This is a genomic window from Streptomyces sp. NPDC085931 (assembly GCF_044540565.1).
In the GTDB taxonomy this organism is placed as follows: Bacteria; Actinomycetota; Actinomycetes; order Streptomycetales; family Streptomycetaceae; genus Streptomyces.
In genome coordinates, this window is sequence record NZ_JBITSK010000017.1 from 40,699 (window position 1) to 66,070 (window position 25,372).

Sequence of the window (25,372 nt, forward strand, 5' to 3'; positions counted from 1 at the left end):
TGACAGACGGGACGAGACGAGGAGCGGTCATGAACAGGGTGTGGCTCATCACGGGCGCGAGCAGCGGGTTCGGCCGGGCGATCGCCGAGGCCGCGCTCGCCGCGGGCGATGTCGTGGTCGGCGCGGCCCGGCGCCCCGAGGCGCTGGGCGATCTGGTCGCGGCGCACCCCGACCGGGTGGAGGCGCTGCGTCTGGACGTCGCCGACACCGGCGCCGCCGGGGACGCCGTGCGGGACGTCCTGGCGCGGCACGGGCGGATCGACGTCCTGGTCAACAACGCGGGCCGGACCCATGTCGGGGCGTTCGAGGAGACCACCGAGGAGGAGCTGCGGGCCCTGTTCGACGTGCACGTCTTCGGCCCGGCCGCGCTCACCCGGGCCGTGCTGCCCCACATGCGCGAGCGGCGCTCGGGCGCGATCGTGCAGATGAGCAGCATGGGCGGGCAGTTGTCCTTCGCGGGCTTCTCGGCGTACAGCGCGACGAAGTTCGCCCTGGAGGGCCTGTCCGAGGGGCTCGCGGACGAGGTCGCCGAGTTCGGCGTCAAGGTGCTGATCGTCGAGCCGGGTGCCTTCCGCACCGGCCTGTTCGAGACGGGCCGGGCGGGTGCCAGCGCGGACAGCGGCGTGTACGGCAAGGTGAGCGAGACACGCGGCCTCGTCTCCGGCGGCGACGGCACCCAGCCCGGCGACCCGGCCAAAGCGGCCGCCCTGATCCTGGCCGCGCTGGAGGCCGATCCGACGCCCCTGCGCCTGCCGCTCGGTGACGACGGCGTGAGCGCGGTGCTCGGTCATCTGGACCGGGTGCGGGACGAGGTGCTGGCCTGGGAGAAGCGGAGCCGGGACACGGCGTTCGGTGACTGACGGTCCGTCGCGAGGGTCCTGCCGGTCGTGCAGGGCCCTTGTGCAATTCCTGTGGAGGCCTCAATCTTTCGGCTGACGCACCGGAGTCACCCCGTGGTTGACATGACCATGACTTCCGGGTGCTCCGACGGGCGTGCACCACACCCCACAGCGCACCACCGATGAGGAGGACCCCTCAGATGGCAGTGATGCGTACTCCCCACAGATCCACCCGGCGAAGACTGGCCGCCCTCGGCGCGACGGCCACCGCGGCGCTCGTCGCGAGCCTGGTCTCCGCCCTCCCCGCCGGCGCGGCCCCGGTCGCCGCCGAGGGGCGCGTGCAGTACGAGGGCGCCGCGAACGCCGTCGCCGGCAGCTACATCGTCACGCTGAAGACCGAGAAGGCGGGTTCCGCCGAGGGCCGCGCCCTCGCGCGCAAGTACGGCGCCGCCATCGAGCGGACCTACACCAAGGCCCTCAACGGCTACGAGGTCGAGGCCTCCGCCTCCGAGGCGAAACGTCTCGCCGCCGACCCGGCCGTCGCCTCCGTCGTGCAGAACCGGACGTTCTCCATCACCGCGACGCAGCCCGGCCCGCCGTCCTGGGGCCTGGACCGCATCGACCAGCGCAACCTGCCGCTGAACAGCTCGTACACCTACCCGGACGCGGCGGGCGAGGGCGTCACCGCCTACGTCATCGACACCGGCGTCCGCATCACGCACAGCGACTTCGGCGGCCGGGCCTCCTACGGCTACGACGCCGTCGACAACGACAACACCGCCCAGGACGGCCACGGCCACGGCACGCACGTCGCCGGCACGGTCGCCGGGAACGCCTACGGCGTCGCCAAGAAGGCCAAGGTCGTCGGGGTCCGGGTGCTGAACAACTCCGGCCAGGGCACCACCGCGCAGGTCGTCGCCGGCATCGACTGGGTCGCCCGCAACGCGGTCAAGCCGGCCGTGGCGAACATGTCCCTGGGCGGCCCGGGCGACACGGCCATCGACACGGCCGTGCGCAACGCCATCACCTCCGGGGTCACGTTCGTGGTCGCGGCCGGCAACGAGTCCACCAACGCCTCCACCCGCTCCCCGGCCCGGGTCACCGAGGCCGTCACGGTCGGTGCCACGACGTCGGGCGACGCCAAGGCGAGCTACTCCAACTACGGTTCGGTGCTCGACCTGTTCGCGCCCGGCTCGTCGATCACCTCGGCGTGGAGCACGGGCGACTCGGCGACCAACACCATCTCCGGCACGTCGATGGCGAGCCCGCACGTCGCCGGGGCCGCCGCCCTGCACCTGGCCGCCAACCCCGCGGCCACGCCCGCGCAGGTCTCCGCCGCGCTGACCTCCGCCGCCACCACCGGCGTCGTCACCAGCCCCGGCACCGGTTCACCCAACCGGCTGCTGTACGTGGGCGGCGGTACGACCACCCCGCCCGGACCGCGCTTCGAGAACACCGCCGACCAGGCCATCGCGGACAACGCCACCGCCGAGTCCCCGGTGACGGTCTCCGGCGTCTCCGGCAACGCCCCGTCGGCCCTGGCCGTCGAGGTGCACATCGTCCACACCTACATCGGTGACCTCCAGGTCCAGCTGATCGCCCCCGACGGCACCGCGTACACGCTGAAGAGCTACGGCACCGGCGGCAGCGCCGACAACATCGACACCACGTACACCGTGAACGCCTCCTCGGAGACCGCGAACGGCACGTGGAAGCTGCGCGTCAGCGACAACGCGAACTTCGACACCGGGCGGATCGACGCCTGGGCGCTCCAGTTCTGACGCGTCACCGCCCGAAGGGGGCCGGGCCGTCGGCGGTCCGGCCCCCGCTCGTCCGGCCGGCCCCCGCTCGTCCGGCCGGGGCGCGTTCCGTCCGCACGGGGTGTCGTGCGGGAGCGTCCTGGAGACCCGGCCGTGCATGCCTCAGTCGGCGCCGCGGCGCAGCAGGGCGAGTTCGGTGTTCATCTCGGCCAGGAACCGGACGACCACCGTCAGCTCCTCGGCGCTGAACCGGCTGCGGGCGGCTTCGGTGCCGCGGGCCAGGGGGCGGAAGTAGTCCCTGGCCAGGCCCCGGGCCGCGTCGGCGTAGTGCAGGTGGACCACACGGCGGTCACCCGCGTCCCGGACCCGGCGGATGTGCCCGGCCCGTTCCAGCCGGTCGAGGCAGGCGGTCACCGCGCCGGACGTGAGGTTGAGCTGCTTGCGCAGCCGTCCGGGTGTCATGGGCTCGCCCTCCGCCTCGGGGTCCGCGTCGGCGTCCAGGATCGCGATCAGCGCCTGCATGTCGGTGAGGTGCAGGCCCTGGGCCTGGGCGAACTCCTGGGCGATGCGGTTGAACTCGCTGTTCATCCGGCGCAGCAGGACGGCGAAGGCCTGCAACCCGATGGGGTCGTCCGCCGGAAGAGATGCCGTGGGCACGCCGGAACCACTCATGCCCCCACCCTAGTATCTCTCGATGATTGAGATACTTTATGGATGAGTTAATTCGTCTACGGCTTGGGATGCGCATGAGTACCGCACAGCGTTGGGCCCGGCGGCTCCTGCCGCTCGCTCTCCTTCTCGTCTGGCTGGGGGTGGGCGGCACACTCGGCCCGTACGCGGGCAAGCTCGGTGAGGTCGCCACCAACGACCAGGCCGCCTTCCTGCCCCGCAGCGCCGAATCCACGCGGGTGCTCCAGGCCCGCGAGGCCTTCGACCAGTCCGAGACGCTGCCGGCCGTGGTCGTCTGGACGGCCGGCGGCGAGCGGCTGACGGCGGACCAGCGGGCTGAGGCCACCCGGGCCGTGGCGGCGCTCGCCGGGGAGCGCGGCGTGGTGGACCGGCCCTCCCCCGCCCTGCTCTCGGACGACCGGGAGGCGATGCAGGCCGTCGTCCAGCTGGAACCCGACCTCGGTGAGGAACTGCCCACCGCCCTCGAAGCGGTGCGGGCGGCGGCCCAGCAGGTGCCGGGCACCGAGGCACGGATCGCCGGCCCCGCCGCCAGCCAGGCCGACCTGTCGGACGCCTTCGCGGGCATCGACGGACTGCTGCTCGGCGTGGCCCTCGGCGCCGTGCTGCTCATCCTGCTGCTCGTCTACCGCAGCGTGCTGCTGCCGTTCCTGATCATCCTCGGCTCGGTCTTCGCCCTGGGCCTGGCCTGCGCCGTGGTCTACGCGCTGGCCGACCGGGACGTGGTGCGGGTCGACGGCCAGGTGCAGGGCATCCTGTCGATCCTGGTGATCGGCGCCGCCACCGACTACGCCCTGCTGCTGGCCGCGCGCTTCCGGGAGGAACTCGCCCTGCGCGAGGACCGCTTCGCGGCCGCGCTGGCCGCGGTGCGCCGGTCGTTCGGGGCGATCACCGCCAGCGCGGCGACCGTCGCGCTCGGGCTGCTGGCCCTGCTCGCCAGCGACCTCACCAACAACCGGGCCCTCGGACCGGTCGGCGCCATCGGCATCGTCTGCGCCGTGCTCACCACGCTCACCTTCCTGCCGGCCGCACTGGCCCTGCTGGGCCGCACCGCGTACTGGCCCACCCGGCCGAAGGCGGCGGACGCGTCCGCGCAGGGCAGCGGCGTGTGGCGGCGGGTCGCCGCCCTGGTGGCGGGCCGGCCGCGCCGGACCTGGGTGGTGACGGCGCTGGTGCTCGCCGTGTTCGCGGCCTTCTCGCCCTCGCTGTCCTCCAAGGGCGTGCCGCTCGACGAGATCTTCGTCAACGACGCGCCCTCGGTGGCGGCCCAGCGCACCCTCGGCGAGCACTTCCCGGGCGGCTCGGGCAATCCGGCGGTGATCATCGCCGACGCCGGCCGGGCCGCCGAGGTGACGGCGGCCGCCGAGGACACCGAGGGCGTCGCGAGCGTGGCCGCCGTCTCCGCGTCCGGACGGCCCGGGGGCGGGGAACCGCTCGTGGCCGACGGGCGGGTGCTCATCAACGCCACGCTGGAGTCCTCGGCGGACAGCGACGCGGCCAAGGACACCGTCGAGCGGCTGCGCGCCGAGGTGCACGCGGTCCCCGGGGCCGACGCCCTGGTCGGCGGGTACACCGCGCAGCAGTACGACACCCAGCGGACCGCCGCCCGGGACCGCACGGTCATCGTGCCGATCGTGCTCGCCGTCATCCTGGTGATCCTGATGGCGCTGCTGCGCTCCCTGCTCGTGCCGGTGCTGCTGGTGGCGACCGTCGGGCTCAACTTCCTGGCGACGCTCGGGGTCTCGGCACTCGTGTTCGAAAACCTCCTGGGCTTCAGCGGCACGGACGCGTCGGTGCCGCTGTACGGCTTCGTGTTCCTGGTGGCGCTGGGCGTCGACTACAACATCTTCCTGATGTCCCGGGTGCGCGAGGAGGCGCTCGCGCACGGCAACCGCCAGGGCGTGCTGCGCGGGCTGACCACCACCGGCGGTGTCATCACCTCGGCGGGTGTGGTGCTCGCCGCGACCTTCGCGGCCCTGATGGTGATCCCCCTGGCGTTCCTGGTGCAGATCGCGTTCATCGTCGCCTTCGGGGTGCTGCTGGACACGCTGGTGGTGCGGTCGCTGCTGGTGCCCGCACTGGTGATCGACGTCGGGCCGCTCGCCTGGTGGCCGAGCGTCCTGGCCCGCCGGGGCGCGACGGCGCGGCCGGCGGCCGGGGTCGATGCTCCGTCCGGCTGAACGGCCGCGGGCACCCTGCCGCGCATCCGCCGCACGGGGCGGTCGCGAAGTCTCCTGTAGAGGCCGGCCGTGGGCGCGGCCGGAGACGGGAGGCTGGAGCATGGCGGAGGACGGGCGGCTGCACTGCCTGGTCACCGGGGCGTCCGGGTACATCGGCGGGCGCCTGGTGCCGGAGCTGCTCCAGGCCGGGCACCGCGTCCGGTGCCTGGCCCGCTCTCCGGACAAGCTCCGCGACCACCCCTGGGCGCCCGACGCCGAGACGGTCCGGGGTGACGTCACGGACCCGGCGTCGGTCGCCGCCGCGATGCGCGGGATCGACGTCGCCTACTACCTGGTGCACGCCCTGGGCAGCGGCTCCCGGTTCGAGGACACCGACCGGGAGGCCGCCCGGATCTTCGCCGCGCAGGCGCACGCCGCCGGGGTACGGCGGATCGTCTACCTCGGCGGGCTCACGCCCCGGAACGTGCCCGAGGAGTCGCTCTCGCCGCACCTGAGGTCGCGCGCGGAGGTGGGGGAGATCTTCCTCGCCTCGCCCGTGCCCGCGACGGTGCTGCGGGCGGCCGTCGTCATCGGCTCGGGCTCGGCGTCCTTCGAGATGCTGCGCTACCTCACCGAGCGCCTGCCCGTCATGGTCACCCCCAGCTGGGTGCACACCCGCACCCAGCCCATCGGTGTCCGGGACGTGCTGCGCTACCTCGTCGGCTCGGCGGCCATGCCCGCCGACGTCGACCGGGCCTTCGACATCGGCGGGCCCGACGTCCTCACCTACCGGGACATGATGCTCCGCTACGCCGCCGTGGCCGGACTGCCGCGGCGGTTCATCGTCCCGGTCCCCGTCCTCACCCCCCGGCTGTCCAGCCACTGGGTCGGCCTGGTCACGCCGGTGCCCGCCTCCCTCGCCCGGCCACTGACCGAGTCGCTGCGCCACGAGGTCGTCTGCCACGAGCACGACATCGCCCGGTATGTGCCCGACGGCCCGGGCCGGCCGCTGCCGTTCGACGAGGCGCTGGCCCTGGCGCTGCGCAGGGTGCGCCAGGCACAGGTCGCCACGCGCTGGTCCTCCGCCTCGGTGCCCGGCGCCCCCAGCGACCCGCTGCCCACGGACCCGGACTGGGCGGGCGGCAGCCTCTACCAGGACGAGCGGGAGCGTCCCGTCGACGCGTCCCGGCAGGCCCTGTGGCGGGTGATCGAGGGCATCGGGGGCGAGAACGGCTGGTACTCCTCCCCGCTGGCCTGGGCGGTCCGCGGCTGGCTCGACCGGTTCGCCGGCGGGGTCGGGCTGCGCCGGGGGCGGCGGGACACCGAGCGCCTGCGGGTCGGCGACTCGCTGGACTTCTGGCGCGTGGAGGAGATCGAACCGGGCCGGCTGCTGCGGCTGCGCGCCGAGATGCGGCTGCCGGGGCTGGCCTGGCTGGAGATGTACGCCGAGACCGGCGACGACGGCCGCACCCACTACCGGCAGCGGGCCCTGTTCCACCCGCGCGGGCTGCTGGGCCACGCCTACTGGTGGAGCGTCGCCCCGTTCCACGCGGTGGTGTTCGGCGGCATGGCCCGCAACATCGCCCGGGCGGCGGCCGACGGCACCCACGGCCGCCGGGCCGCCCGCGCCCGCCGGGCCCGGGCCGCGAAAAGGACCGGGCGGACGTGATCCCGCACCACCGCTTCACCGCTCCAGGAGGAACGCCATGACCGTCGCGGTCGTCCTGTTCACCTCGGACCTGCGCCTGCACGACCATCCGCCGCTGCGGGCGGCTCTGGCGGCGGCGGACGAGGTGGTGCCGCTGTTCGTCCGCGACCCCGCCGTGCGCGCGGCCGGCTTCGACGTGCCCAACCGTGCCGCCTTCCTCGCCGGCTGCCTGGCCGACCTGGACGCCTCGCTGCGCCGGCGCGGCGGGCGCCTGATCGTGCGCTCCGGACCGGTCGCCCGGGAGGTCCGCGCGGTCGCCGCCGAGTGCGGCGCCGCGGAGGTCCACCTGGCCGCGGGAATCACCGGCTTCGCCCACCGCCGCGAGGAACGGCTGCGGGCCGCACTCGGCGCCGACGGCGTCGCCCTGCGGGTGCACGACAGCGTCATCACGGCCGTCGCGCCCGGAGCCCTCACCCCGGCCGGCTCCGGCCACTTCGCGGTGTTCACCCCCTACTTCCGCCGCTGGTCGCAGCAGGCCCTGCGGGACCCGCTGCCCGCGCCGCGCACCGTGCGCGTACCCGACGCGGCACGCGGCGAGGAGCCGCCCCGGCGCGCGGACGCCGGGGGTGTGTCCGCCGGCCTCCCGCCCGGCGGGGAGACCGCGGGGCGCGAGCGGTTCGCCGCGTGGGCGCGGGCGGACCTGGCCCGGTACGAGGACCGGCACGACGACCTGGCCGCTGACGGCACCTCACGCCTGTCGCCGTACCTGCACTTCGGGGCGCTGTCGCCGGTGGAGCTGGTGCACCGGGCCCGCCGCACGGGCGGGCCCGGGGCCGAGGCGTTCGTGCGCCAGCTGTGCTGGCGCGACTTCCACCACCAGGTGCTGGCGGCCCGGCCCGACGCCTCCGTGCGGGACTACCGCACCCGTCAGGACCGCTGGCGCGGCGAGGACGAGGCCGCCGACGACATCGCCGCCTGGAAGGAGGGCCGCACGGGCTACCCGGTGGTGGACGCCGGCATGCGGCAGCTGCGCGCCGAGGGCTGGATGCACAACCGGGCCCGGCTGCTGACGGCGAGTTTCCTGACCAAGACGCTGTACGTGGACTGGCGGATCGGCGCCCGGCACTTCCTCGACCTGCTGGTGGACGGCGACATCGTCAACAACCAGCTGAACTGGCAGTGGGTCGCCGGCACCGGCACCGACTCCCGCCCGCACCGCGTCCTCAACCCGGTGCGCCAGGGCAGGCGGTACGACCCGGACGGCACCTACGTACGCCGCTGGGTGCCCGAACTGGCGGACGTCGCCGCCGACGTGGTGCACGAACCCTGGCGGCTCCCGGCGGAGCGGCGCGCGGTTCTGGGGTACCCGGAGCCGCTCGTCGGCCTCGGGGACGGACTGGCTCGTTTCCGGCACGCCCGCGGACTGGGATGAGGACCGGCCGGCGCATCCACGGCACGACTGCCGCCGGAAGCACTGATGTGCGAATGATCGGACGAGAAGGGGTTGCGCATGCTTGGACCGCGGCCGACGGTGGCCGGACCGGCGGAAGGAGACGACGCGACGCTGACCGCTCCCTGGGCCGCGAGCGCCGTGGAGACCGTCCTGGAGCACGAACTCGACGCACGGCTGCGCCAGGCCCACGGGGTCGACGCGGTGTTCGCCCGTGACCTGGCCGAGCGCGTGGCCGCCTTCACGCTGCGGGGCGGCAAGCGGCTGCGGACGGCGTTCGCCTGGTGCGGCTGGCGGGCCGCGGGCGGCTCCGGTGACGCCACGGCGGTGCTGCGCACGGGAGCGGCCCTCGAACTGCTGCAGGCCTGCGCCCTCGTCCACGACGACGTGATGGACGGATCGCCCGTGCGCCGGGGAGGCCCGGCCCTGCACGTGGAGTTCGCCGGGCGGCACCCGGCCGGTCCCGGTACGGCGCCCGACACAGCACGGACGGTGACCTCCGGGCCGTCCGGCGCGTCGGCCGCCGGATCGTACGGCGCTTCGGCCGCCCGGTCGTTCGGCGTGTCGGCCGCCGTGCTCGCGGGCGATCTGGCGCTGGCGTGGGCGGACGACCTGCTGACGGAGACCGCGCTCGGGTCGCCGCACGGCGCCCGGCTGCACCAGGAGTGGCGGGCGATGCGCACCGAGATGGTCGCCGGGCAGTACCGCGACCTGCGCGCCCAGGCGAGCGGGGCGTCCGGGGAGGAGGAGGCGCTGACCATCGCCGCCCTGAAGAGCGCCCGCTACACGGTGGCGCGGCCCCTCGCCCTGGGCGCGGCCCTGGCCGGTGCCGGCACCCGCACGACGGAGGCCCTGCGGTCCGCCGGGCACTGCGCCGGACTGGCCTTCCAGCTGCGCGACGACCTCCTCGGCGCCTTCGGCGACCCGGCCCTGACCGGGAAGCCGGCCGACGACGACCTGCGCTCCCGCAAGCTCACCCCGCTGCTGGCCGCCGCCGTCCGGCTCGCCGGCGCCACCGGCGACCGCGAGGCCGCCCGGGTGCTCGCCCCGGGCGCGCACGACCGCCCGGAGCACCTGGTGCGGGGCATGCGGACGGCGCTGGAGCGCACGGGCGCCCGGGCCGAGGTGGAGGCGAGGACCGCGGAGCTGGCGGCCGCCGCCGTGCGGCACTTCGAGGCGACCGGGGCGGAGCCCGGCGTGCGGCGGGAGTTCGCCGCCCTGGTCGAGCGGGCCGCGGGCGTCGCCCCGCGCCACGCCGAGGAGCTGGTATGAGGACGGTGACCGGGCCGACCGACCACGTCGTGGTGGTGGGTGCCGGCCTGTCGGGACTGGCGTGTGCCCTGCACCTGCTGGGCGCCGGACGCCGGGTCACCCTCGTCGAACGGGACGCCGGCCCCGGCGGCCGGGCCGGCCGGCTGCGACTGGGCGACTACCTGGTGGACACCGGGCCCACGGTGCTGACGATGCCGCACCTGGCCGACGAGGCGTTCGCGGCCGTCGGCGACAGCCTCGCCCGCCGCGTCGAGCTGGTGCCCCTGCACCCGGCCTACCGCGCCGGTTTCGCGGACGGCACCGCGCTGGACGTGCACACCGACGGCGAGGCCATGGAGGCGGAGGTCCGGCGCTTCGCCGGGCCGGCCGAGGCGGCGGGCTACCGCAGGCTGCGGCACTGGCTGGAGCGGCTGTACCGGGCGCAGATGCGCCGGTTCATCGACACCAACTTCGACTCGCCGTTCCAGCTCGCGCACCCCGACCTGGCCCGGCTGGCGGCGCTCGGCGGGTTCGGGCGGCTGGACGGCCGCATCGGCCGCTTCCTGTCCGACGACCGGCTGCGCCGGGTCTTCTCCTTCCAGGCCCTGTACGCCGGTGTGGCCCCGGCCCGGGCGCTGGCGGCGTACGCGGTGATCGCCTACATGGACACCGTGGCCGGTGTCTTCTTCCCCAAGGGCGGCATGCACGCGCTGCCGCGGGCGATGGCCGACGCGGCAGCCGGCGCCGGCGCCGAACTGCGCTGGTCGGCGGAGGTGAGCGCGCTGGAGCGCTCGGCGGGCCGGGTGCGGGCCGTGCGCCTGGCCTCGGGCGAACGCATCGCGTGCGACGCGGTGGTGCTCACCTGCGAACTGTCCACCGCGCACCGGCTGCTGGGCCGGGCCCCGGTGCGCCCGGTGCCGCTGCGGCACTCGCCGTCGGCGGTGATCCTGCACGCGGGCACCGACCGGACCTGGCCCCACCTCGCCCACCACACCCTGTCGTTCGGCGCCGCCTGGGAGCGGACCTTCGACGAACTGACCCGCTCGGGAACGCTGATGAGCGACCCGTCGCTGCTGATCACCCGCCCCACGGCGCACGACGCCTCCCTGGCGCCGCCCGGCCGCCACCTGCACTACGTCCTGGCGCCCTGCCCCAACACGGCCGTCGGCCCCTCCGCCGCCGCCTGGCGGGAACTGGGCCCGCGCTACCGCGACAGCCTGGTCGCCGAGCTGGAGCGGCGCGGCCTGGACGGGTTCGGGGACAGCGTCGAGGAGGAAGCCCTGGTGACCCCGCTCGACTGGACGGCCCAGGGCCACGCGGCGGGCACGCCGTTCTCCGTCTCCCACACCTTCGCCCAGACCGGCCCGTTCCGGCCGCGCAACCTGGTGCGCGGGCTGGACAACGTCGTGCTGGCCGGCTGCGGGACCACGCCCGGCGTCGGCGTGCCGACCGTGCTGATCAGCGGCAAACTCGCCGCCGCCCGCGTCACCGGCGTCCCCGCACGGCCCGCCCGGACGCCCCGGCCGGCCCGCGCCACGGACCACCCCCCGACCGCCCCGACCAGCGCAGGTGCCCATGACCCGTCGTGAACTGGACGCCGCCGGGATCACCGGCCCCCACCTGCGCGCCGCCTACACACGGTGCCGGCGGCTCAACGCCCGGCACGGCCGGACGTACTTCCTGGCCACGCGGCTGCTGCCGCTGGAGCGCCGCTCGGCCGTGCACGCGCTGTACGGCTTCGCCCGCTGGGCCGACGACATCGTCGACGACCTGGACCGCTCCGCCACCCCCGACGAGCGCGACCTGCAGCTGAAACGGCTGGAGGGCGACCTCGCCCACGCGCTGCGCACCGGCGGCGGCACGGAACCGGTCGTGCGGGCCGTGGCCGACACCGCCGGCCGCTACGGCATCGACGTCGACCTGTTCGCCGACTTCATGGCCTCCATGCGGGCCGACCTGACCGTCACGGACTACCCGACCTACGCCGACCTGCGGGCGTACATGCACGGCTCGGCCGCGGTGATCGGCCTGCAGATGCTGCCCGTGCTCGGCACGGTCGTGCCGCGCGAGGAGGCCGCACCGCACGCGGCGGCCCTGGGCGTGGCGTTCCAGCTGACCAACTTCCTGCGGGACGTGGGCGAGGACCTGGACCGGGGCCGGGTCTACCTGCCCGCCGACCTGCTCGCCGCGCACGGGGTCGACCGGGCCCTGCTGGAGTGGAGCAGGCGCAGCGGGCGCCCCGATCCGCGGATCCGGGCGGCGCTCGTCGCGGCCGAGGCCCTGACCAGGGACGTGTACCGGACGGCGGAGCCGGGCATCGCCATGCTCGACCCGCGCGTGCGGCCCTGCATCCGCGCCGCGTTCACGCTGTACGGCGGCATCCTCGACGCGATCGCGCGGCAGGACTACACCGTGCTGCACCGCCGTGCCGTGGTGCCCCGCCGCCGTCGGGCGGCCACCGCCGCGGCCGGTGTCCTGCGGGTGGCCGGCGCGCGGTGGCGCGCCCGGCTGCCGCACGCGGCGCCCGTGCCGGGCCCCGCGCTGCCGGAAGGGAAGGAGACGGGCCGTGGCTGACCGACCCGGAAGGACGCGCTGGACCTCACCGCTGCGGCGGCGCCGCGGCCCCGGCTGGGCGGAGCAGGAGCCGACCTGGCGCGCGGCCCGCCCGGCGCTGATCGCCGACGCGCTCGAGCGGGCCTCGGCGCGGCCCTCCGGCAACTGGTTCGTGGTGGGCGCCTCCCGGGACGTCCGCCCGGGAGGCGGCCCGTACGGCAGGACCGTCGGCGGGGTGGAGGTGGTGCTGTGGCGTTCGGCGGAGGGTGAGCTGCGCGGCGGCTCCGGCGTCTGCCCGCACCTGGGGGCCCCGCTGCGGGACAGCCGGGTGGTGTGCGGCACGCTGGTGTGCCACTGGCACGGACTGGCCCTGGACGGCTCGCCGTTCGCGGGCTGGCAGCCGTACCCGGTGCACGACGACGGGGTGCTGGTGTGGGTGCGGCTGGACGCGGTCGGCGGCGAGGAGCCCGCCGAGCGGCCGGTGATCCCGGAGCGGCCCCCGGCGGGCAGCGGGGTGGACGCGGTGTACGCGGGTGTCGGGCGGTGCGAACCGCAGGACGTGGTGGCCAACCGGCTCGACCCGTGGCACGGCTCGTGGTTCCACCCGTACTCGTTCGTCGACCTGACGGTCGTCCGGGAGCCGCGGGGCGCGGAGGACGACGCCTTCGCCGTGGACGTCTCCTTCCGTGTGGCGGGCCGTCTGGTGGTGCCGGTGCGGGCGGAGTTCACCGCGCCGGAGCCGCGCACGGTCGTCATGCGCATCGTCGACGGCGAGGGCGCCACGTCCGTCGTGGAGACCCACGCCACGCCGCTGACCGCCGGGGCCGACCCGCGTCCGCGCACGGCGGTGATCGAGGCGGTGGTCGCCGCCTCGGACCGCCGCGGCTTCGCGCTGGCCCGGGCCGCCGCGCCGGTACTGCGCCCGCTGATGCGGCACACCGCCGGGCGCCTGTGGCGGGACGACCTGGCCTACGCCGAGAGGCGCTGGGCGCTGCGCAGCACCGGCCGCTTCCCCGGGTGATCCGGCGTACCCGGGCCGGCCGGCTCCGGCTCGGGTGACGCGGTGTTCCGCGGCCGGGGCGACCGCGCCGGACGGGCCTGTGCGGGGCGTCCCTGGCCCGCCCGGCGGCCCCGCGTCAGCGGGCCGGGCGTCCCGCGAGGGCGTGGAGGGCCCGCAGCACCGGGGAGCGTCCCGCGCGGGGCACGGTCCACAGCACCTGGCCGCGCACGCCCCGGTCCGCGAGCAGGGCGTTGGCCGCCAGGAAGCCGGTGGTGGCGGCGCGTTCCATCAGGGCCACGGGCAGGTCGCAGCGGATCCCGTCGCCGGCCAGGGTCAGCCACGGGTGGGGCGTGCGCACGGTGGGTCTGCGCCCGTACGTGCCGACCTCGAACAGCGGGCAGTCCTCGCGCCACTCGTGCCGGGCGTCGACGACCCGTGCCCGGCGGGTCTCCGGGTAGATCCGCCCCAGCTGCGCGAGCAGGTCGTCCTGCACGCTCAGCGGGTCGGCGCCGGTGCCGACGGCGTAGGCGTGCAGCTCCACGACCGAGCCGCCGTTCTTCTCGGCCCAGCGGGCGGCCTCGCCCTCGTAGCGGTCCAGGACGCTGATGTTGTCCAGGCCGCCGTAGCCGCTGGTGCCGAGGAAGCCGGGGCGGTCGGCGTGGACCGGCCGGTCGAGCCAGTACCGGGAGACGAGGAACGGCGGGGCGGTGCGCAGGGCGGCGACGTCGTCCCGCCAGGGGCCGGTGCCCAGGTTCGGTGAGGCGGCGACGAGCCGCCGCAGTCCGGCGGTGTCGAGGGCGAGCACCACCGCGTCGTACCGGTCGGTTCCGGTGCCGCCGCGCACCTCCGCTCCGCCGCCGCCGGCCGGGGCCACGCCGTGGACGGGGGTGCCGGTGCGCAGGTTTGCGCCCAGGCGCCGGAGGTAGTCCCCGAGCGGCTCCCACAGGGCCTGCGGGAAGGGCTCGTCCGGCACGTCGAACAGCAGCCCTTCCGCCGAGCCCAGGAAGTAGATGTGGAACATCAGCATCAGCTCGGCGGCGGACAGTTCGCGCGGGTCGGCGAAGAAGCTGCGGGAGAACACCTCGAACGCCAGGTGGTGCGCCGCCTCGGGGAAGCGGACGCGGTCCAGGAAGGCGGTCGCGCCGATCCCGTCGAAGCGCTCGTACACCTCCGGCACGCGCACGTCCAGCAGCGGCAGCGCCGCCCGGGCGTCCATCGCGGCCAGGTCGCGCAGGCCGAAGGTGGGGCTGAGCGCGACGAAGCCGAGGGCGCTCAGGGGCGGGGTGCGCGGAACGCGGGCGAAGCTGTCGGTCAGCCCGCCGCTGTGCCGCAGGGGGTAGTCCGGCAGCGGGGTGAGGCGGGCGAGGGCGGGGTCGGTGCGCCGCAGCAGACCGCGCAGGTTGTAGTACTGGCGGAAGAAGGCGTGGAAGCCGCGGCTCATGGTGGCCTCGGAGCCGTCGGCCAGCCGGGTCCGGTGCCCGGCGAGGCGGCCGCCCAGGGACTCCTCACGTTCGTAGAGGGTGACCCGGGCACCGCGTTCGGCCAGTCCGGTGGCGGCGGCGAGACCGGCGATCCCGCCGCCGACCACGGCCACGGAGGGCGCGTCGGCGGGGTCGAACCGGTCGCGCCCGGGCGCGGGCATCAGCACCTCGGCCTTGCGGTCCCGGCCGCGGCGGGCGGCGGCGGGGGTCATCGGGCGGCCTCCTCTGCCACGGCCGGGGTGGCGCGGGCGACGAAGGTGTGGGTGATGCCGGTCTGCCATCCGGCCAGCGGCAGGGCGCGCGCCCGGGCGAACCCGGCGCGGGTCAGCCGGGCGGTGAAGGCGGGCGCGGAGTCGAAGGCGAGGACGCTGCGGTACAGGTGCCGGTACAGGGCACGGTCGCCGGTGAGCGTGCCCGCCGGGACGATCACTCCCGCGCACACGGCCGTCCACAGGGCCCGGTGCGCCGGTGAGCCGCCGAGGCTGTACTCGTGGACGGCCAGGCGCCCGCCCGGCCGCAGCAGCGCCCGCACCGACTGCAGCACCGCGTCCGGGTCGGAGACGTTGCGGAACAGGTAGGCGGCGAAGACGGCGTCGAACGGGCCTTCCTCCGCCGTCGTCAGCTCCTCGGCGCTCAGGTGCAGGAAGCGCACCTGAGGGGGCCACGGTTTGGCCAGGGCCCGCCGCAGCATGCCGGAGGAGGCGTCCACGGCGGTGATCCGGGCCTTGGGCGCGGCCCGCAGCAGGGCCCGGGTGGAGGCGCCGGTGCCGCACCCGAGGTCCAGGACGTGCAGCCCGGCTCCGTCCCGGGGCAGCCGCAGCCGGCGGGCCGAGCGGAGCAGGTCGGTGCGGTATCCGGGGTTGAGGGCGGTGAGCCGGTCGTAGGTGCGGGACGCGTGGTCGAAGGCGCGTGCCAGGTCGTGGTCGCGCAGCAGGGTCATCGGGGGCTCTCTCCGGTTCCTGGGGCGGGGTGGGGTCGGCTTCCGGGGGCGGGGTGGGTTCGGCTGCCGGGGGCGGGGTGAACCGGGCCTCCGGGGGCGGGGTGGGCCCGGCTTCCGGGCGCGGGGTGGGTTCGGCGGGGCAGGAAGGGCAGTTCGGCCGCGGTGCGGAGCATCGGGCCCACCGGGGTGCGCAGTCCGATGCCCCACTCCTCCCGCACCGAGGTGGCGCCGTCGAGGAAGCGCAGCACGCGGTGCGTGGGTGTCCGGCGGAACAGGCCGGTGAAGAACGCGGGGCCGTCGATGCGCCCGGTGTCCAGGGCCCGCAGCAGCACCGCGTCCATGGCGAGCGCCCGACGCCCGTGCGGGGGCGGCACGGTGCCGCGGCCGTCGCGCAGGGCGGCGGCGATGGCCCGGCTGTGCCGCTGCGCGGCGGCGAAGGTGTAGCCGGTGGCGGGGCGGGTCGCGCCGCCCGCGGTCCCGATCCGGAAGACGGCCCTCCCGGCCCGCCGCGGGAAGCGCGCGTCGGTCATGGGGATGACGCCCTGTTCCGCCGCCTCCACGCCGAACGCGCCGAGTCCCAGCACCTCGCGGGCGTAGTGCCCGAGGGCGGCCTCGTACGCCTCGGTGGTCAGCGGCGTCCGGGAGAACTCGGTGTACTCCACGAGCGCCCGGTCGGGGGCGAGCGGCAGGACGTAACCGAAGGCGAGGCCGTGCCGGGGCTGGGGCACACGGAAGTCCATGAGGTCGGCGACGCCGGTCTCGAACCGGTCGGCGGCGGTCCGGACGAACCAGCCGCGGAAGTGCTGCAGCAGCTGTGTCCTGGCCGGAGGGAGGACGGGCAGGGGCCGCGAGTCGAACACGTGGCGGGCGCGCAGGATCAGGGTCCGGCCGTCGGGGTCCGTGCAGCGCACCTCGGCGCCGCCGGGTACGTCGCGCACGGTGTCCGCCGTCGCCCGCAGCAGCCGTCCGCCGGGCGCCTGCGCGAGCCGGGCGTGCACCAGCCGTTCGAACGCGGTGGAGCGCACCATGCGGTAGCGCGCCGGGGCCGGGTCGAGGGTGAGCGCGTCGCCGTCGGGGCCGTGCACGCGCAGCAGGGGCCAGGTGGCGGTGACGGCCTCCTCGAAGTCGCCGGGACCCTCGTCCCAGTAGCACCAGGTCCGTTCCGCCGGCCGCACGGGACCGTCCCGAGGCTCGACCACCGTGACGGTCGTGCCGCCGGTCCCGATCAGCCGGTGCGCGAGACCGAGACCGGCGGCCCCGCCCCCGACGATCACCACGTCCGAGGTGAGGCCGGCGGCACCCCGGCTCACCGGGCCCCGCGCTCTCCGCCGGCCGCGGCCCGCGCACCGCTCATGCCCACACTCCGCTCCCGCCACCGGTCGACGCCACCATCAGCTCCCTCACGCTTCGGCTCCCCGGCCGTTCCCGGATGCGCGACGCGAACGACGCGCACGACGACATCGACGCCAACGACACGACGGCCGGACCTGCCGTCACGCGAACGACGCGACCACCGGGACCCGCCGTCACCCGAACGACGCAACAGCCGGAGTCCCGCCGGCAGACCCGAACGACGCAGCCGCCCGGAGCCGTGCCACACGACCGACGCGGCCGCTTTGCGAGCTACCGCGACACGACCGACTCCAAAACCGCGACCGCTTCGGCCAGGCCCGTCGGACGCGGCAGCCCCGGCACCGCCCGGCCGCCGGACCAGCCGGGCCCGATCGTCAGGACGACCGGCTTGCGCCGGGCACCGCGTACCCCCCATTCCATCGCGGCAACGTGCTGCGCGAGCGGACGACTTGCCGTACCGCGGGACTGCGCCCACAGCGCCACCGCGGCCGGTCCGGTCCTGCGCACGACTGTGACGAGCGACTCCACGGGCAGGGCCGCGCCGAACATCCGCACCGGCAGCCCCCGTTCGGCCAGCGCAGCGGCCAGCACCTCCAGCGGCAACGTGTGGTTCTCCCCCGGGACGCACGCGAGCACCGTGAGGGCGCCCGGGCGGTCGGCCGCCGACACGGGGGTGCCGCGCCGCAGGGCGCCGGAGACGTGCCAGGACAGGAAGTGCTCGACCTCGACGTACTTCTCGCCGGAGCTCTCCCACTTGCGGCCGACGGCCTGGAGCGTGGGCATGATCACCTCCGTCCAGGCGGTGACCAGCCCGTGCTCGTCGATCGCGCTCCGGAGCAGTTCGTCCAGGGCGGCGGCGTCGAGGCGCAGGGCGGCACGGGCGATGCCCTTGCACTCCTGGCGCACATCGCCCAGCCGCAGCCCGCTGCCGGCCCGGCTCCCGGACCGGCCACGGCCCCGGGTGGGCGCCGAAGGGCGGGGGCCCGCCTGCGCCGCAGCCCTCGCGGGGCGTCCGCCGGGGCCCCCTTCCGGGCCCCTCGCCACGGGCCCGTCCAAACCCGCCCCCACACCCGCTTCGGGGCCCGCGGGAACCTCCGGGTCCGCCTCCCGCCGGGCATCGCCCCGCACCATGCGCGCCGCCTCGGCGGGCGGTATCCCGGTCGCCGTCAGGGCGCACATCCGCTCCAGGCGTGCCACGTCCCCGGCGGTCCACCGCCGGTGCCGCCCGCCGGTGTGCGCGTCGGGGCCGAGCCCGTAGCGGCGGTCCCAGGTGCGGACCGTGGTCGGCGCCACCCCGAGCCGCCTGGCCACCTCCCCGGTGGTCAGACCGCCGCCGTCCCGCGCGGCCTTCGCCGGCGGGTCCTCTCCGCGCCCTCGCTGTGCAGCCATGCACCCACTGTACGACGCACAAACGACGCATGTTGTCTTGCGTCGTTTGTGCGCCGAACACTGGCGTCGAGCGCAGGGTCGCCGCTTCCCACAGCGCGACCGGTGCGGTTCGGCGGACGGTCCCCCGTCCGCCGCGACGCCCGGCAGGAGGAACCAGGCCATGACCACCCACACACGACCGACGGACCTCGCACCGCCCACCGAGGAGACCCGGTACGAGGAGGAACTGGCCCGGGGCCTCCTCGCCGCCGACGAGGAGGCGTTCGCCGCGATCTACCGCCGCTGGGGCTCGCTCGTCCACACCATGGCGACCCGGCTGCTCGGCGACACCCACGAGGCGGAGGACGTCACCCAGCAGGTCTTCCTCGGCGCCTGGCACGGCCGGGCCGGCTTCCGTCCGGAACGAGGACCCCTCGGCGCCTGGCTGGTCGGCATCACCCGCCGCAAGATCGTCGACGCGCTGGCGGCCCGGACCAGGCGCCTGACCCTCGTCGACTCGGCGGCCCACCGGACCGACCCGGACGCCGGGCACGGCGACACCGCGCCGGACCGCGTGCTGGACCGGGTGCTGCTCGTCGACGCCCTGTCCCGACTGCCGCGCCCCCAGCGGGAGGTGCTGTGCATGGCGTTCTACGAGGACCTGACGCAGGCGCAGATCGCGGAGCGGACCGGTCTGCCGCTGGGCACCGTCAAGAGCCACGCCCGCCGCGGCCTGCACCGCCTGCGCGCGGTGATCGAGCAGTCCGCGGCGCCCGGCCCGGGCGTGTGACCCCCGCACACCAGCCCTGTGGGCCGCGCATCCAAGGCGGCCACCACCCCCGAAACGGGACCGAGACTCCGCACCGTACGGAGACTCCTTCTGAAGGGACGATCCCCATGAACTCCCGATTCCCCCTCGCCCTCGCAGCCTCCGCCGGCGCCTGCGCCCTGGCCCTCGGAGCGGCCGCCCCGGCCCTGGCCGACCATCAGGACAAGGCGATGGTGTCCGTCTTCCACGGCATCCCCGGACTGACCGTGGACGTGTACGCCAACGGCGACGAGCTGCTCAGCGACTTCAAGCCCGGCACGGTGACGGACCCGCGGTCCCTCGACGCCGGCACCTACGACATCAAGATCTTCGAAGCGGGCAAGGGCCCTTCGGGCACCCCGGCCCTGCAGAAGAAGGTCGAGGTGCCCGAGGGCGGCAACGCCACGGTCGCCGCGCACCTGACCGCCGACGGCAAGCCCCAGTTGACGGCCTTCACCAACGACGTCTCCGCGGTCGACCCGGGCAAGGCCCGTCTGACGGTCCGCCATGTCGCGGCCGCCCCCGCGGTGGACGTCCGGGCCGGCGGACAGCCCGTCTTCACCGGCCTGACCAACCCGAAGGAGGACACCGCCGAGGTCGACGCCGGCACGGTCGACGCCGACGTGGTGCTCGCGGGTACGGACACCGTGGCCATAGGCCCGGCCGACCTGCCCCTGAAGGAGGGCACCAGCAACGTCGTCTACGCCTGGGGCAGCGCGAACGACAAGAACCTGGCCCTGGCGACCCAGTCGTTCAGCGGCATGGCCTCGGCTCCCCGGGCCGTGCACGCGGGCGGCAGCGGCGCAGCCGTCACCCCGAACTCCTCCGACACGTGGCCGGCGTGGGCCGCCGCGGCCGGTGTGGTGACGGTGACGGGCGCCCTGACGGCCCGCCGCTTCGCCGGCCGGCGTGGGTGACGGCGGGCGACGGCGCCCGGCCCCGATCCTGGCGGCTGCCGCACTGGCAGCCGCCATCGGCCTCCCGGGCCCGCCGCCACAGCAGCCCCCACGGGACTTCGCGGCGGCCCCGGTGGAACGCCCGGTCCCCACGGCCGCCGCACCGCGACAGCCAAGGGCGGACGAGCGCCCACCACGACGGATCCTGATCGACGACGTGGACCTCGACGCCCGCGTCACCCCCGTGGGCGTGACGAAGAAGGGCGACATGGCCGTCCCCGCAGACCCGGCCACGGCCGGCTGGTACCGCTACGGTCCCGCTCCCGGAAGCGACCGGGGCTCGGCCGTCCTGGTCGGCCACGTCGACACCGACTCCGGCGACCTCGGCGAGTTCGCCGCCCTGTACGACGTGCGGCGAGGCCAGCGGGTGGAGGTGAGCCGGGACGGCGGGCAGCCGGTGCGCTACCGGATCGTCTCCCGCGTCACCGTCCCGAAGGACGACCTGCCCGCCTCGGCGTTCCGCCGCACGGGCCCGCCCGTCCTCACCCTCATCACCTGCGCGCCGCCGTACGTCCCCGAGCGCGGCGGCTACCTCGGCAACCTCGTCGTCACGGCGGAACCCATCGCCCCCGGGAGGCCGCAGTGACCCACGTGGACCCCTCCCACCTGGTCGAACTGGCCCTGGGCAACGCCCCCCGCACACCCGCCGACACCGAGGCGCTCGACCACATCGACCGCTGCGCCCGCTGCCGCGACGACCTCCGCACGCTGACCCGCGTGGTCCAGGCGGCCCGCACGGCGGAACTGGTCGACCTGCCGGCACAACCCCCGGAGCACGTCTGGCGCCGGATCGCCCGGGACCTGTCCGCGGAACCGACGGCACCCGAACGCCCCCGGCGCACCCCGGACCGCCGGAAGCACGCCCTCCTCGCCCTGCTGGCCCTCGCAACAGCCGCCGCGCACTGCCGTCGACGCGCACGGGCACGACGCCGGGCCGCGCCCCACCTGCCCGGCAGGCCCGGCCGCTCATAGCCCCCGGCACGCCACGAGGAACTGCTCTGCCCCTGCCGGCAGTTCGGCTTCCGTCACGTCCCCGGGCTCCCGCGCCGCCGCATCCGCCACGAAGTCCTCGACGACGTAGAACAGCTCGTTGAGGACGGCGAAGTCCCGGTCGGAGATGCTCCGCAGATCACGGAACTCGGCCCAGAACCCCGACTCGAACCCCACCGCGTCGACCCGCACGGAGACGAATCGCTCGGCCAGGGCCACGTAGGGCGCGAGCGCCTGGGGCACGGCGGCGGTCATCCGGTCACACGTTGAAGCGGAACTCCACCACGTCCCCGTCCTGCATCACGTAGTCCTTGCCCTCCATGCGTGCCTTGCCCTTCGCGCGGGCCTCGGCGACCGAGCCGGCCTCGACCAGGTCGTCGAAGGAGATGACCTCCGCCTTGATGAAGCCCTTCTGGAAGTCCGTGTGGATCACACCGGCGGCCTCGGGGGCCGTGGCGCCCTTCTTGATCGTCCAGGCGCGGGACTCCTTGGGGCCGGCCGTGAGGTACGTCTGCAGGCCGAGCGTGCGGAAGCCGACGTGGGCCAGGGTCGCCAGGCCGGGCTCCTCCTGGCCGACGGACTGCAGCAGCTCCAGCGCCTCGTCCTCGTCGAGCTCGGCGAGGTCCGCCTCCAGCTTGGCGTTGAGGAAGATCGCCTCGGCGGGGGCGACCAGGGCACGCTGCTCGTTCTTGAAGTCCTCGTCGGTCAGCTCGTCCTCGTCGACGTTGAAGACGTAGAGGAACGGCTTGGTGGTGAGCAGGTGCAGGTCGTGCAGGAGCCCGGCGCGCTCGGTGCCCTGGACGATGCCCTGGGAGAAGAGGGTGTCGCCCTTCTCCAGGATCTCCTTGGCCTCCTCGACGGCCTTGACCTTCGGCGCGACGTCCTTCTTGATCCGCGACTCCTTCTGCAGGCGCGGCAGGACCTTCTCGATGGTCTGCAGGTCGGCGAGGATCAGCTCGGTGTTGATCGTCTCGATGTCGTCCTTGGGCGAGACCTTGCCGTCGACGTGGACGACGTTCTCGTCCTTGAAGGCGCGGATGACCTGGCAGATCGCGTCGGACTCGCGGATGTTCGCCAGGAACTTGTTGCCCAGGCCCTCGCCCTCGGACGCGCCGCGCACGATGCCGGCGATGTCGACGAAGTCGACCGTGGCCGGCAGGACCCGCTGCGACGAGAAGATCTCGGCCAGTTTCGTCAGGCGCGGGTCGGGCACACCGACGACACCGACGTTGGGCTCGATCGTGGCGAACGGGTAGTTGGCCGCCAGCACGTCGTTCTTGGTCAGGGCGTTGAACAGGGTCGACTTGCCGACGTTGGGCAGGCCGACGATTCCGATCGTGAGCGACACGTTGCGACTTCCCGTGAGTGGAGAGGGCCAGGCGGCCAGGAGACCGGCCGATCCACCAGTCTACGGCGTGCCCGGAACCGCCCCGGGCGGCGTATCGAACGCTTGGCCAAGCCTCGCCCCACGGCGTGTCTCACGGGCTATTCGGCATATTGAACGACCTAAGTTGGTGCGGTGGAGCAATACAGGACGCGACCTGCCCAGTACGGACCGCGACGCGACCGGCCGAGGCCGCCCCTGCCCCCGCAGGTGAAACGGGGGGCGGGTGGCGCTGCCGCGCGTGCGGCCGGCGGGCCCGCGCGCCCGGCGCGGCCACCGGGGGCGCAGCGCCGTCCCGCGCCGGGACGGCGCCCGGCCCCCGCCCCGGTGGCGGCCGCGGGCCGGCTGCCGAACCCGCGGCTGACCGGGCTGGGCAGCGGGCTGTTCTGCGCGGTGGCGATGTTCCTGCTGGGCGCGCTGTGCGCCGCGCTGTTCGGGGCGTCGCTGACGGCGTACGGCGTGCTGTTCCTGCCGGTGTGCGTGCTGACCGCCGTGTGGGTGCGCCCGGGCGACCTGATGACCGCGCCCATCGTCGTGCCGATCGCGTTCGCCGCGGGGCTGCTGCCGGTGGCCGGGGGCGACGGCGGGAGCCGGCTGATGGGGCTGGTGACGGCGCTCGCGACGCAGGCCGGGTGGCTGTACGGCGGGACGCTCGTCGCCGGGCTGATCGTGCTCGCCCGGCGGATCCGGCTGGTGCACCGCAGGAGGGCGGCGGCCGCGTCCCGAGGCCGTGCGGCGGTGTGACCCGCCCTACGGCGGCGCGCCGCCCCGGGGTCAGCGCGCCTGGTGCCCCGCCGCCCGCATCGCCGCTCCCACGATGCCCGCGTTGTTCTGCAGCTGCGCGGGGACGATCTCCGCCTTGATGCCCTGGATGTGCGGCAGGAACTTGTGGGCCTTGCGGCTGACGCCGCCGCCGATGATGAACAGCTCCGGCGAGAACAGCATCTCGACATGGGCGAGGTACGTGCGCACCCGGTGCTCCGCCCAGTGCTCCCACGACAGGTCGTGGTCCTCGCGGGCCTTGCTGGAGGCCCGCTTCTCCGCGTCGTGCCCGTCCAGCTCCAGGTGGCCCAGTTCCGTGTTCGGCACGAGGACGCCGTCGACGAAGAGCGCGCTGCCGATGCCCGTGCCGAACGTCAGCAGGATCACCGTGCCCCGCCGGCCGCGGCCCGCGCCGACCTGCATCTCGGCGACCCCCGCCGCGTCCGCGTCGTTGACCACCGTCACCGGCAGGCCGCCCAGCCGCTCGCCGAGCAGCGCACGCGCGTCCGTGTCGATCCAGCTGGGGTCGACATTGGCCGCCGTGCGGATCGTGGCCCCGTCGGTCACCACGCCCGGGAACGTGACCCCGACGGGTCCCGTCCAGCCGAAGTGGTCGACGACCTGCTTGACGCAGTCGGCCACCCCCTCGGGCGTGGCCGGGTGCGGGGTGAGGACCTTGTGGCGCTCCTGCGCCAGATCGCCCTTGTCCAGGTCCACCGGGGCACCCTTGATCCCGGAACCGCCGATGTCCACACCGAAGATCTGCATGTCCCTACGTTACGACGTGGGACGGACGGTCACAGGCCGGACGGCGATCCCCGCCCGGCCCGCCCCGGCGGCTCCCCGATCGCTGCACATCCGCTGCGCGAAGCGTCCGCGATCACTGCGCGGAACGTTCACCCGAAGCGGCGCCGCCCCGCCCGGCGACCAGAGCCGCCGCCTCCTCGCGCAGGTCGCGGCGCAGCTCCTTGGGCAGGGAGAAGGTGATGGACTCCTCGGCCGCCTTGACGATCTCGACGTCCTCGAAGCCGCGCTGCGCGAGCCACTCCAGGACCTGCTCGACCAGGACCTCCGGCACGGACGCGCCCGAGGTGACGCCGACGGTGGAGACGCCCTCCAGCCAGGCCTCGTCGATCTCGTCGGCGAAGTCCACGAGGTGGGCGGCGCGCGCTCCGGCGATCTTGGCGACCTCGACCAGGCGCTTGGAGTTGGAGGAGTTGCGCGAGCCGACCACGATCACCAGGTCGGACTCGGCGCCCATCTGCTTCACGGCCAGCTGGCGGTTCTGCGTGGCGTAGCAGATGTCGTCGCTGGGCGGGGAGATGAGCTGCGGGAACTTGTCCTTCAGGGCGTCGACGGTCTCCATGGTCTCGTCCACGGAGAGCGTGGTCTGGGAGAGCCAGACGACCTTGGACGGGTCGCGGACCTCGACCTTGGCGACGTCGTCCGGGCCGTCGACGAGCTGGATGTGGTCGGGGGCCTCGCCGGAGGTGCCGATGACCTCCTCGTGTCCCTCGTGCCCGATGAGGAGGATGTCGTAGTCCTCCTTGGCGAAGCGGACGGCTTCCTTGTGGACCTTGGTGACCAGCGGGCAGGTGGCGTCGATGGTGGCGAGCTTGCCGCGCTCGGCCTCCTCGTGGACCACCGGGGCCACGCCGTGGGCCGAGAACATCACGATGTTGCCCGGCGGCACCTCTTCCGTCTGCTCGACGAAGATCGCGCCCTTCTTCTCCAGGGTCTGCACGACGTACTTGTTGTGGACGATCTCGTGGCGGACGTAGACGGGAGCGCCGTACTGCTCCAGCGCTTTCTCTACGGCGATCACGGCGCGGTCCACGCCCGCGCAGTAGCCACGGGGGGCGGCGAGCAGGACACGGCGGCCAGGCGAAGCAGACATGCGTCCCATCGTAAGGCCGCGTTCGGCCGCTCAAAGATCGCGGCCGCGTGGAGTCCCCGGGAAGACTGAACGAACGCGGCGTGCGG

The 25,372-nt window shown here is 75.0% G+C and carries 23 protein-coding genes; 14 read left to right on the plus strand and 9 right to left on the minus strand.

All coding sequences use genetic code 11. The features are described from left to right. Positions 1 to 29 precede the first annotated feature (29 nt). The gene (locus tag ACIGAN_RS29840) at positions 30 to 860 is read left to right on the plus strand and encodes an SDR family NAD(P)-dependent oxidoreductase (protein WP_365094582.1); all 831 of its coding nucleotides are present in this window, start codon (positions 30 to 32) and stop codon (positions 858 to 860) included. A gap of 179 nt (positions 861 to 1,039) precedes the next feature. Next, the gene (locus ACIGAN_RS29845; RefSeq protein ID WP_399862226.1) at positions 1,040 to 2,620 is read left to right on the plus strand and encodes a S8 family peptidase; all 1,581 of its coding nucleotides are present in this window, start codon (positions 1,040 to 1,042) and stop codon (positions 2,618 to 2,620) included. Between the two features lie 141 nt (positions 2,621 to 2,761). Here ACIGAN_RS29845 and ACIGAN_RS29850 read toward each other — a convergent pair whose 3' ends face one another. Continuing rightward, entirely contained in the window at positions 2,762 to 3,271 is a 510-nt protein-coding gene (locus ACIGAN_RS29850) for a MarR family winged helix-turn-helix transcriptional regulator (protein WP_365094579.1), read from the minus strand. Between the two features lie 74 nt (positions 3,272 to 3,345). Between ACIGAN_RS29850 and ACIGAN_RS29855 the strand changes: the two genes are divergently transcribed. From ACIGAN_RS29855 to ACIGAN_RS29885, 7 genes are all read left to right on the plus strand, one after another. Then, on the plus strand, positions 3,346 to 5,466 hold the full coding sequence (locus ACIGAN_RS29855) for an MMPL family transporter (protein WP_399862229.1): 2,121 nt from the start codon (positions 3,346 to 3,348) through the stop codon (positions 5,464 to 5,466). A 100-nt stretch (positions 5,467 to 5,566) separates the two neighbouring features. Beyond that, complete coding sequence (locus ACIGAN_RS29860) at positions 5,567 to 7,114, plus strand: SDR family oxidoreductase (RefSeq protein ID WP_365740216.1); 1,548 nt, start codon at positions 5,567 to 5,569, stop codon at positions 7,112 to 7,114. A gap of 37 nt (positions 7,115 to 7,151) precedes the next feature. Further along, positions 7,152 to 8,525, plus strand: a complete 1,374-nt coding sequence (locus tag ACIGAN_RS29865) for a cryptochrome/photolyase family protein (RefSeq protein ID WP_399862231.1) — start codon at positions 7,152 to 7,154, stop codon at positions 8,523 to 8,525. A gap of 78 nt (positions 8,526 to 8,603) precedes the next feature. Next, a complete protein-coding gene (locus ACIGAN_RS29870) occupies positions 8,604 to 9,815 on the plus strand; it encodes a polyprenyl synthetase family protein (RefSeq protein ID WP_399862233.1) in 1,212 nt (403 codons plus the stop codon). Beyond that, on the plus strand, positions 9,812 to 11,383 hold the full coding sequence (crtI, locus tag ACIGAN_RS29875; protein WP_399862235.1) for a phytoene desaturase family protein: 1,572 nt from the start codon (positions 9,812 to 9,814) through the stop codon (positions 11,381 to 11,383). The genes ACIGAN_RS29870 and crtI overlap by 4 nt, the downstream gene beginning before the upstream one ends. After that, positions 11,370 to 12,368: a phytoene/squalene synthase family protein gene (locus ACIGAN_RS29880; protein ID WP_399862237.1), complete on the plus strand. Its 999-nt coding sequence runs from the start codon at positions 11,370 to 11,372 to the stop codon at positions 12,366 to 12,368. The genes crtI and ACIGAN_RS29880 overlap by 14 nt, the downstream gene beginning before the upstream one ends. Continuing rightward, positions 12,361 to 13,368: a DUF5914 domain-containing protein gene (locus tag ACIGAN_RS29885; RefSeq protein WP_399862239.1), complete on the plus strand. Its 1,008-nt coding sequence runs from the start codon at positions 12,361 to 12,363 to the stop codon at positions 13,366 to 13,368. Before ACIGAN_RS29880 ends, ACIGAN_RS29885 begins: the two co-directional genes overlap by 8 nt. A 115-nt stretch (positions 13,369 to 13,483) precedes the next feature. On the opposite strand, the gene ACIGAN_RS29890 is transcribed toward ACIGAN_RS29885, so the two are convergent. The 4 genes from ACIGAN_RS29890 to ACIGAN_RS29905 all read right to left on the minus strand — a co-directional run bounded on the left by ACIGAN_RS29890 (position 13,484) and on the right by ACIGAN_RS29905 (position 18,510). Beyond that, positions 13,484 to 15,040 carry an FAD-dependent oxidoreductase gene (locus ACIGAN_RS29890; RefSeq protein WP_399862241.1) on the minus strand — a complete coding sequence of 519 codons (1,557 nt, stop codon included), beginning with the start codon at positions 15,038 to 15,040 and terminating at the stop codon, positions 13,484 to 13,486. After that, entirely contained in the window at positions 15,037 to 15,768 is a 732-nt protein-coding gene (locus ACIGAN_RS29895; RefSeq protein WP_399862242.1) for a methyltransferase domain-containing protein, read from the minus strand. The genes ACIGAN_RS29890 and ACIGAN_RS29895 overlap by 4 nt, the downstream gene beginning before the upstream one ends. Further along, a complete protein-coding gene (locus tag ACIGAN_RS29900; RefSeq protein ID WP_399862244.1) occupies positions 15,765 to 17,078 on the minus strand; it encodes a lycopene cyclase family protein in 1,314 nt (437 codons plus the stop codon). Before ACIGAN_RS29900 ends, ACIGAN_RS29895 begins: the two co-directional genes overlap by 4 nt. Positions 17,079 to 17,391: 313 nt before the next feature. Beyond that, positions 17,392 to 18,510, minus strand: a complete 1,119-nt coding sequence (locus ACIGAN_RS29905; protein ID WP_399862246.1) for a MerR family transcriptional regulator — start codon at positions 18,508 to 18,510, stop codon at positions 17,392 to 17,394. A 160-nt stretch (positions 18,511 to 18,670) separates the two neighbouring features. Here ACIGAN_RS29905 and ACIGAN_RS29910 point away from each other — a divergent pair, with 160 nt between their 5' ends. The 4 genes from ACIGAN_RS29910 (at position 18,671) to ACIGAN_RS29925 (ending at position 21,225) form a co-directional block, all read left to right on the plus strand. After that, positions 18,671 to 19,279 carry an RNA polymerase sigma factor gene (locus tag ACIGAN_RS29910; protein ID WP_399862248.1) on the plus strand — a complete coding sequence of 203 codons (609 nt, stop codon included), beginning with the start codon at positions 18,671 to 18,673 and terminating at the stop codon, positions 19,277 to 19,279. A 107-nt stretch (positions 19,280 to 19,386) separates the two neighbouring features. Further along, on the plus strand, positions 19,387 to 20,214 hold the full coding sequence (locus ACIGAN_RS29915) for a DUF4397 domain-containing protein (RefSeq protein ID WP_399862250.1): 828 nt from the start codon (positions 19,387 to 19,389) through the stop codon (positions 20,212 to 20,214). Positions 20,215 to 20,410: 196 nt separating this feature from the next. Further along, positions 20,411 to 20,839 carry a class F sortase gene (locus ACIGAN_RS29920; protein ID WP_365740204.1) on the plus strand — a complete coding sequence of 143 codons (429 nt, stop codon included), beginning with the start codon at positions 20,411 to 20,413 and terminating at the stop codon, positions 20,837 to 20,839. Beyond that, positions 20,836 to 21,225, plus strand: a complete 390-nt coding sequence (locus ACIGAN_RS29925) for a hypothetical protein (RefSeq protein WP_399862252.1) — start codon at positions 20,836 to 20,838, stop codon at positions 21,223 to 21,225. The genes ACIGAN_RS29920 and ACIGAN_RS29925 overlap by 4 nt, the downstream gene beginning before the upstream one ends. Here the strand turns inward: ACIGAN_RS29925 and ACIGAN_RS29930 are convergent. Together ACIGAN_RS29930 and ychF are read right to left on the minus strand one after the other, a co-directional pair. Continuing rightward, on the minus strand, positions 21,220 to 21,498 hold the full coding sequence (locus ACIGAN_RS29930) for a colicin immunity domain-containing protein (protein ID WP_399862254.1): 279 nt from the start codon (positions 21,496 to 21,498) through the stop codon (positions 21,220 to 21,222). The genes ACIGAN_RS29925 and ACIGAN_RS29930 overlap by 6 nt on opposite strands. Positions 21,499 to 21,502: 4 nt before the next feature. Beyond that, the gene (gene ychF / locus ACIGAN_RS29935; RefSeq protein WP_309097675.1) at positions 21,503 to 22,591 is read right to left on the minus strand and encodes a redox-regulated ATPase YchF; all 1,089 of its coding nucleotides are present in this window, start codon (positions 22,589 to 22,591) and stop codon (positions 21,503 to 21,505) included. A 171-nt stretch (positions 22,592 to 22,762) separates the two neighbouring features. Between ychF and ACIGAN_RS29940 the strand changes: the two genes are divergently transcribed. After that, on the plus strand, positions 22,763 to 23,371 hold the full coding sequence (locus ACIGAN_RS29940; protein ID WP_399862256.1) for a DUF6542 domain-containing protein: 609 nt from the start codon (positions 22,763 to 22,765) through the stop codon (positions 23,369 to 23,371). A gap of 30 nt (positions 23,372 to 23,401) precedes the next feature. Here the strand turns inward: ACIGAN_RS29940 and ppgK are convergent, their stop codons facing one another. Both ppgK and ACIGAN_RS29950 read right to left on the minus strand, forming a co-directional pair. Beyond that, positions 23,402 to 24,157 carry a polyphosphate--glucose phosphotransferase gene (gene ppgK / locus ACIGAN_RS29945; RefSeq protein WP_399862258.1) on the minus strand — a complete coding sequence of 252 codons (756 nt, stop codon included), beginning with the start codon at positions 24,155 to 24,157 and terminating at the stop codon, positions 23,402 to 23,404. 112 nt (positions 24,158 to 24,269) lie between these two features. Beyond that, positions 24,270 to 25,295 carry a 4-hydroxy-3-methylbut-2-enyl diphosphate reductase gene (locus ACIGAN_RS29950; RefSeq protein WP_365740199.1) on the minus strand — a complete coding sequence of 342 codons (1,026 nt, stop codon included), beginning with the start codon at positions 25,293 to 25,295 and terminating at the stop codon, positions 24,270 to 24,272. Positions 25,296 to 25,372: the final 77 nt, after the last annotated feature.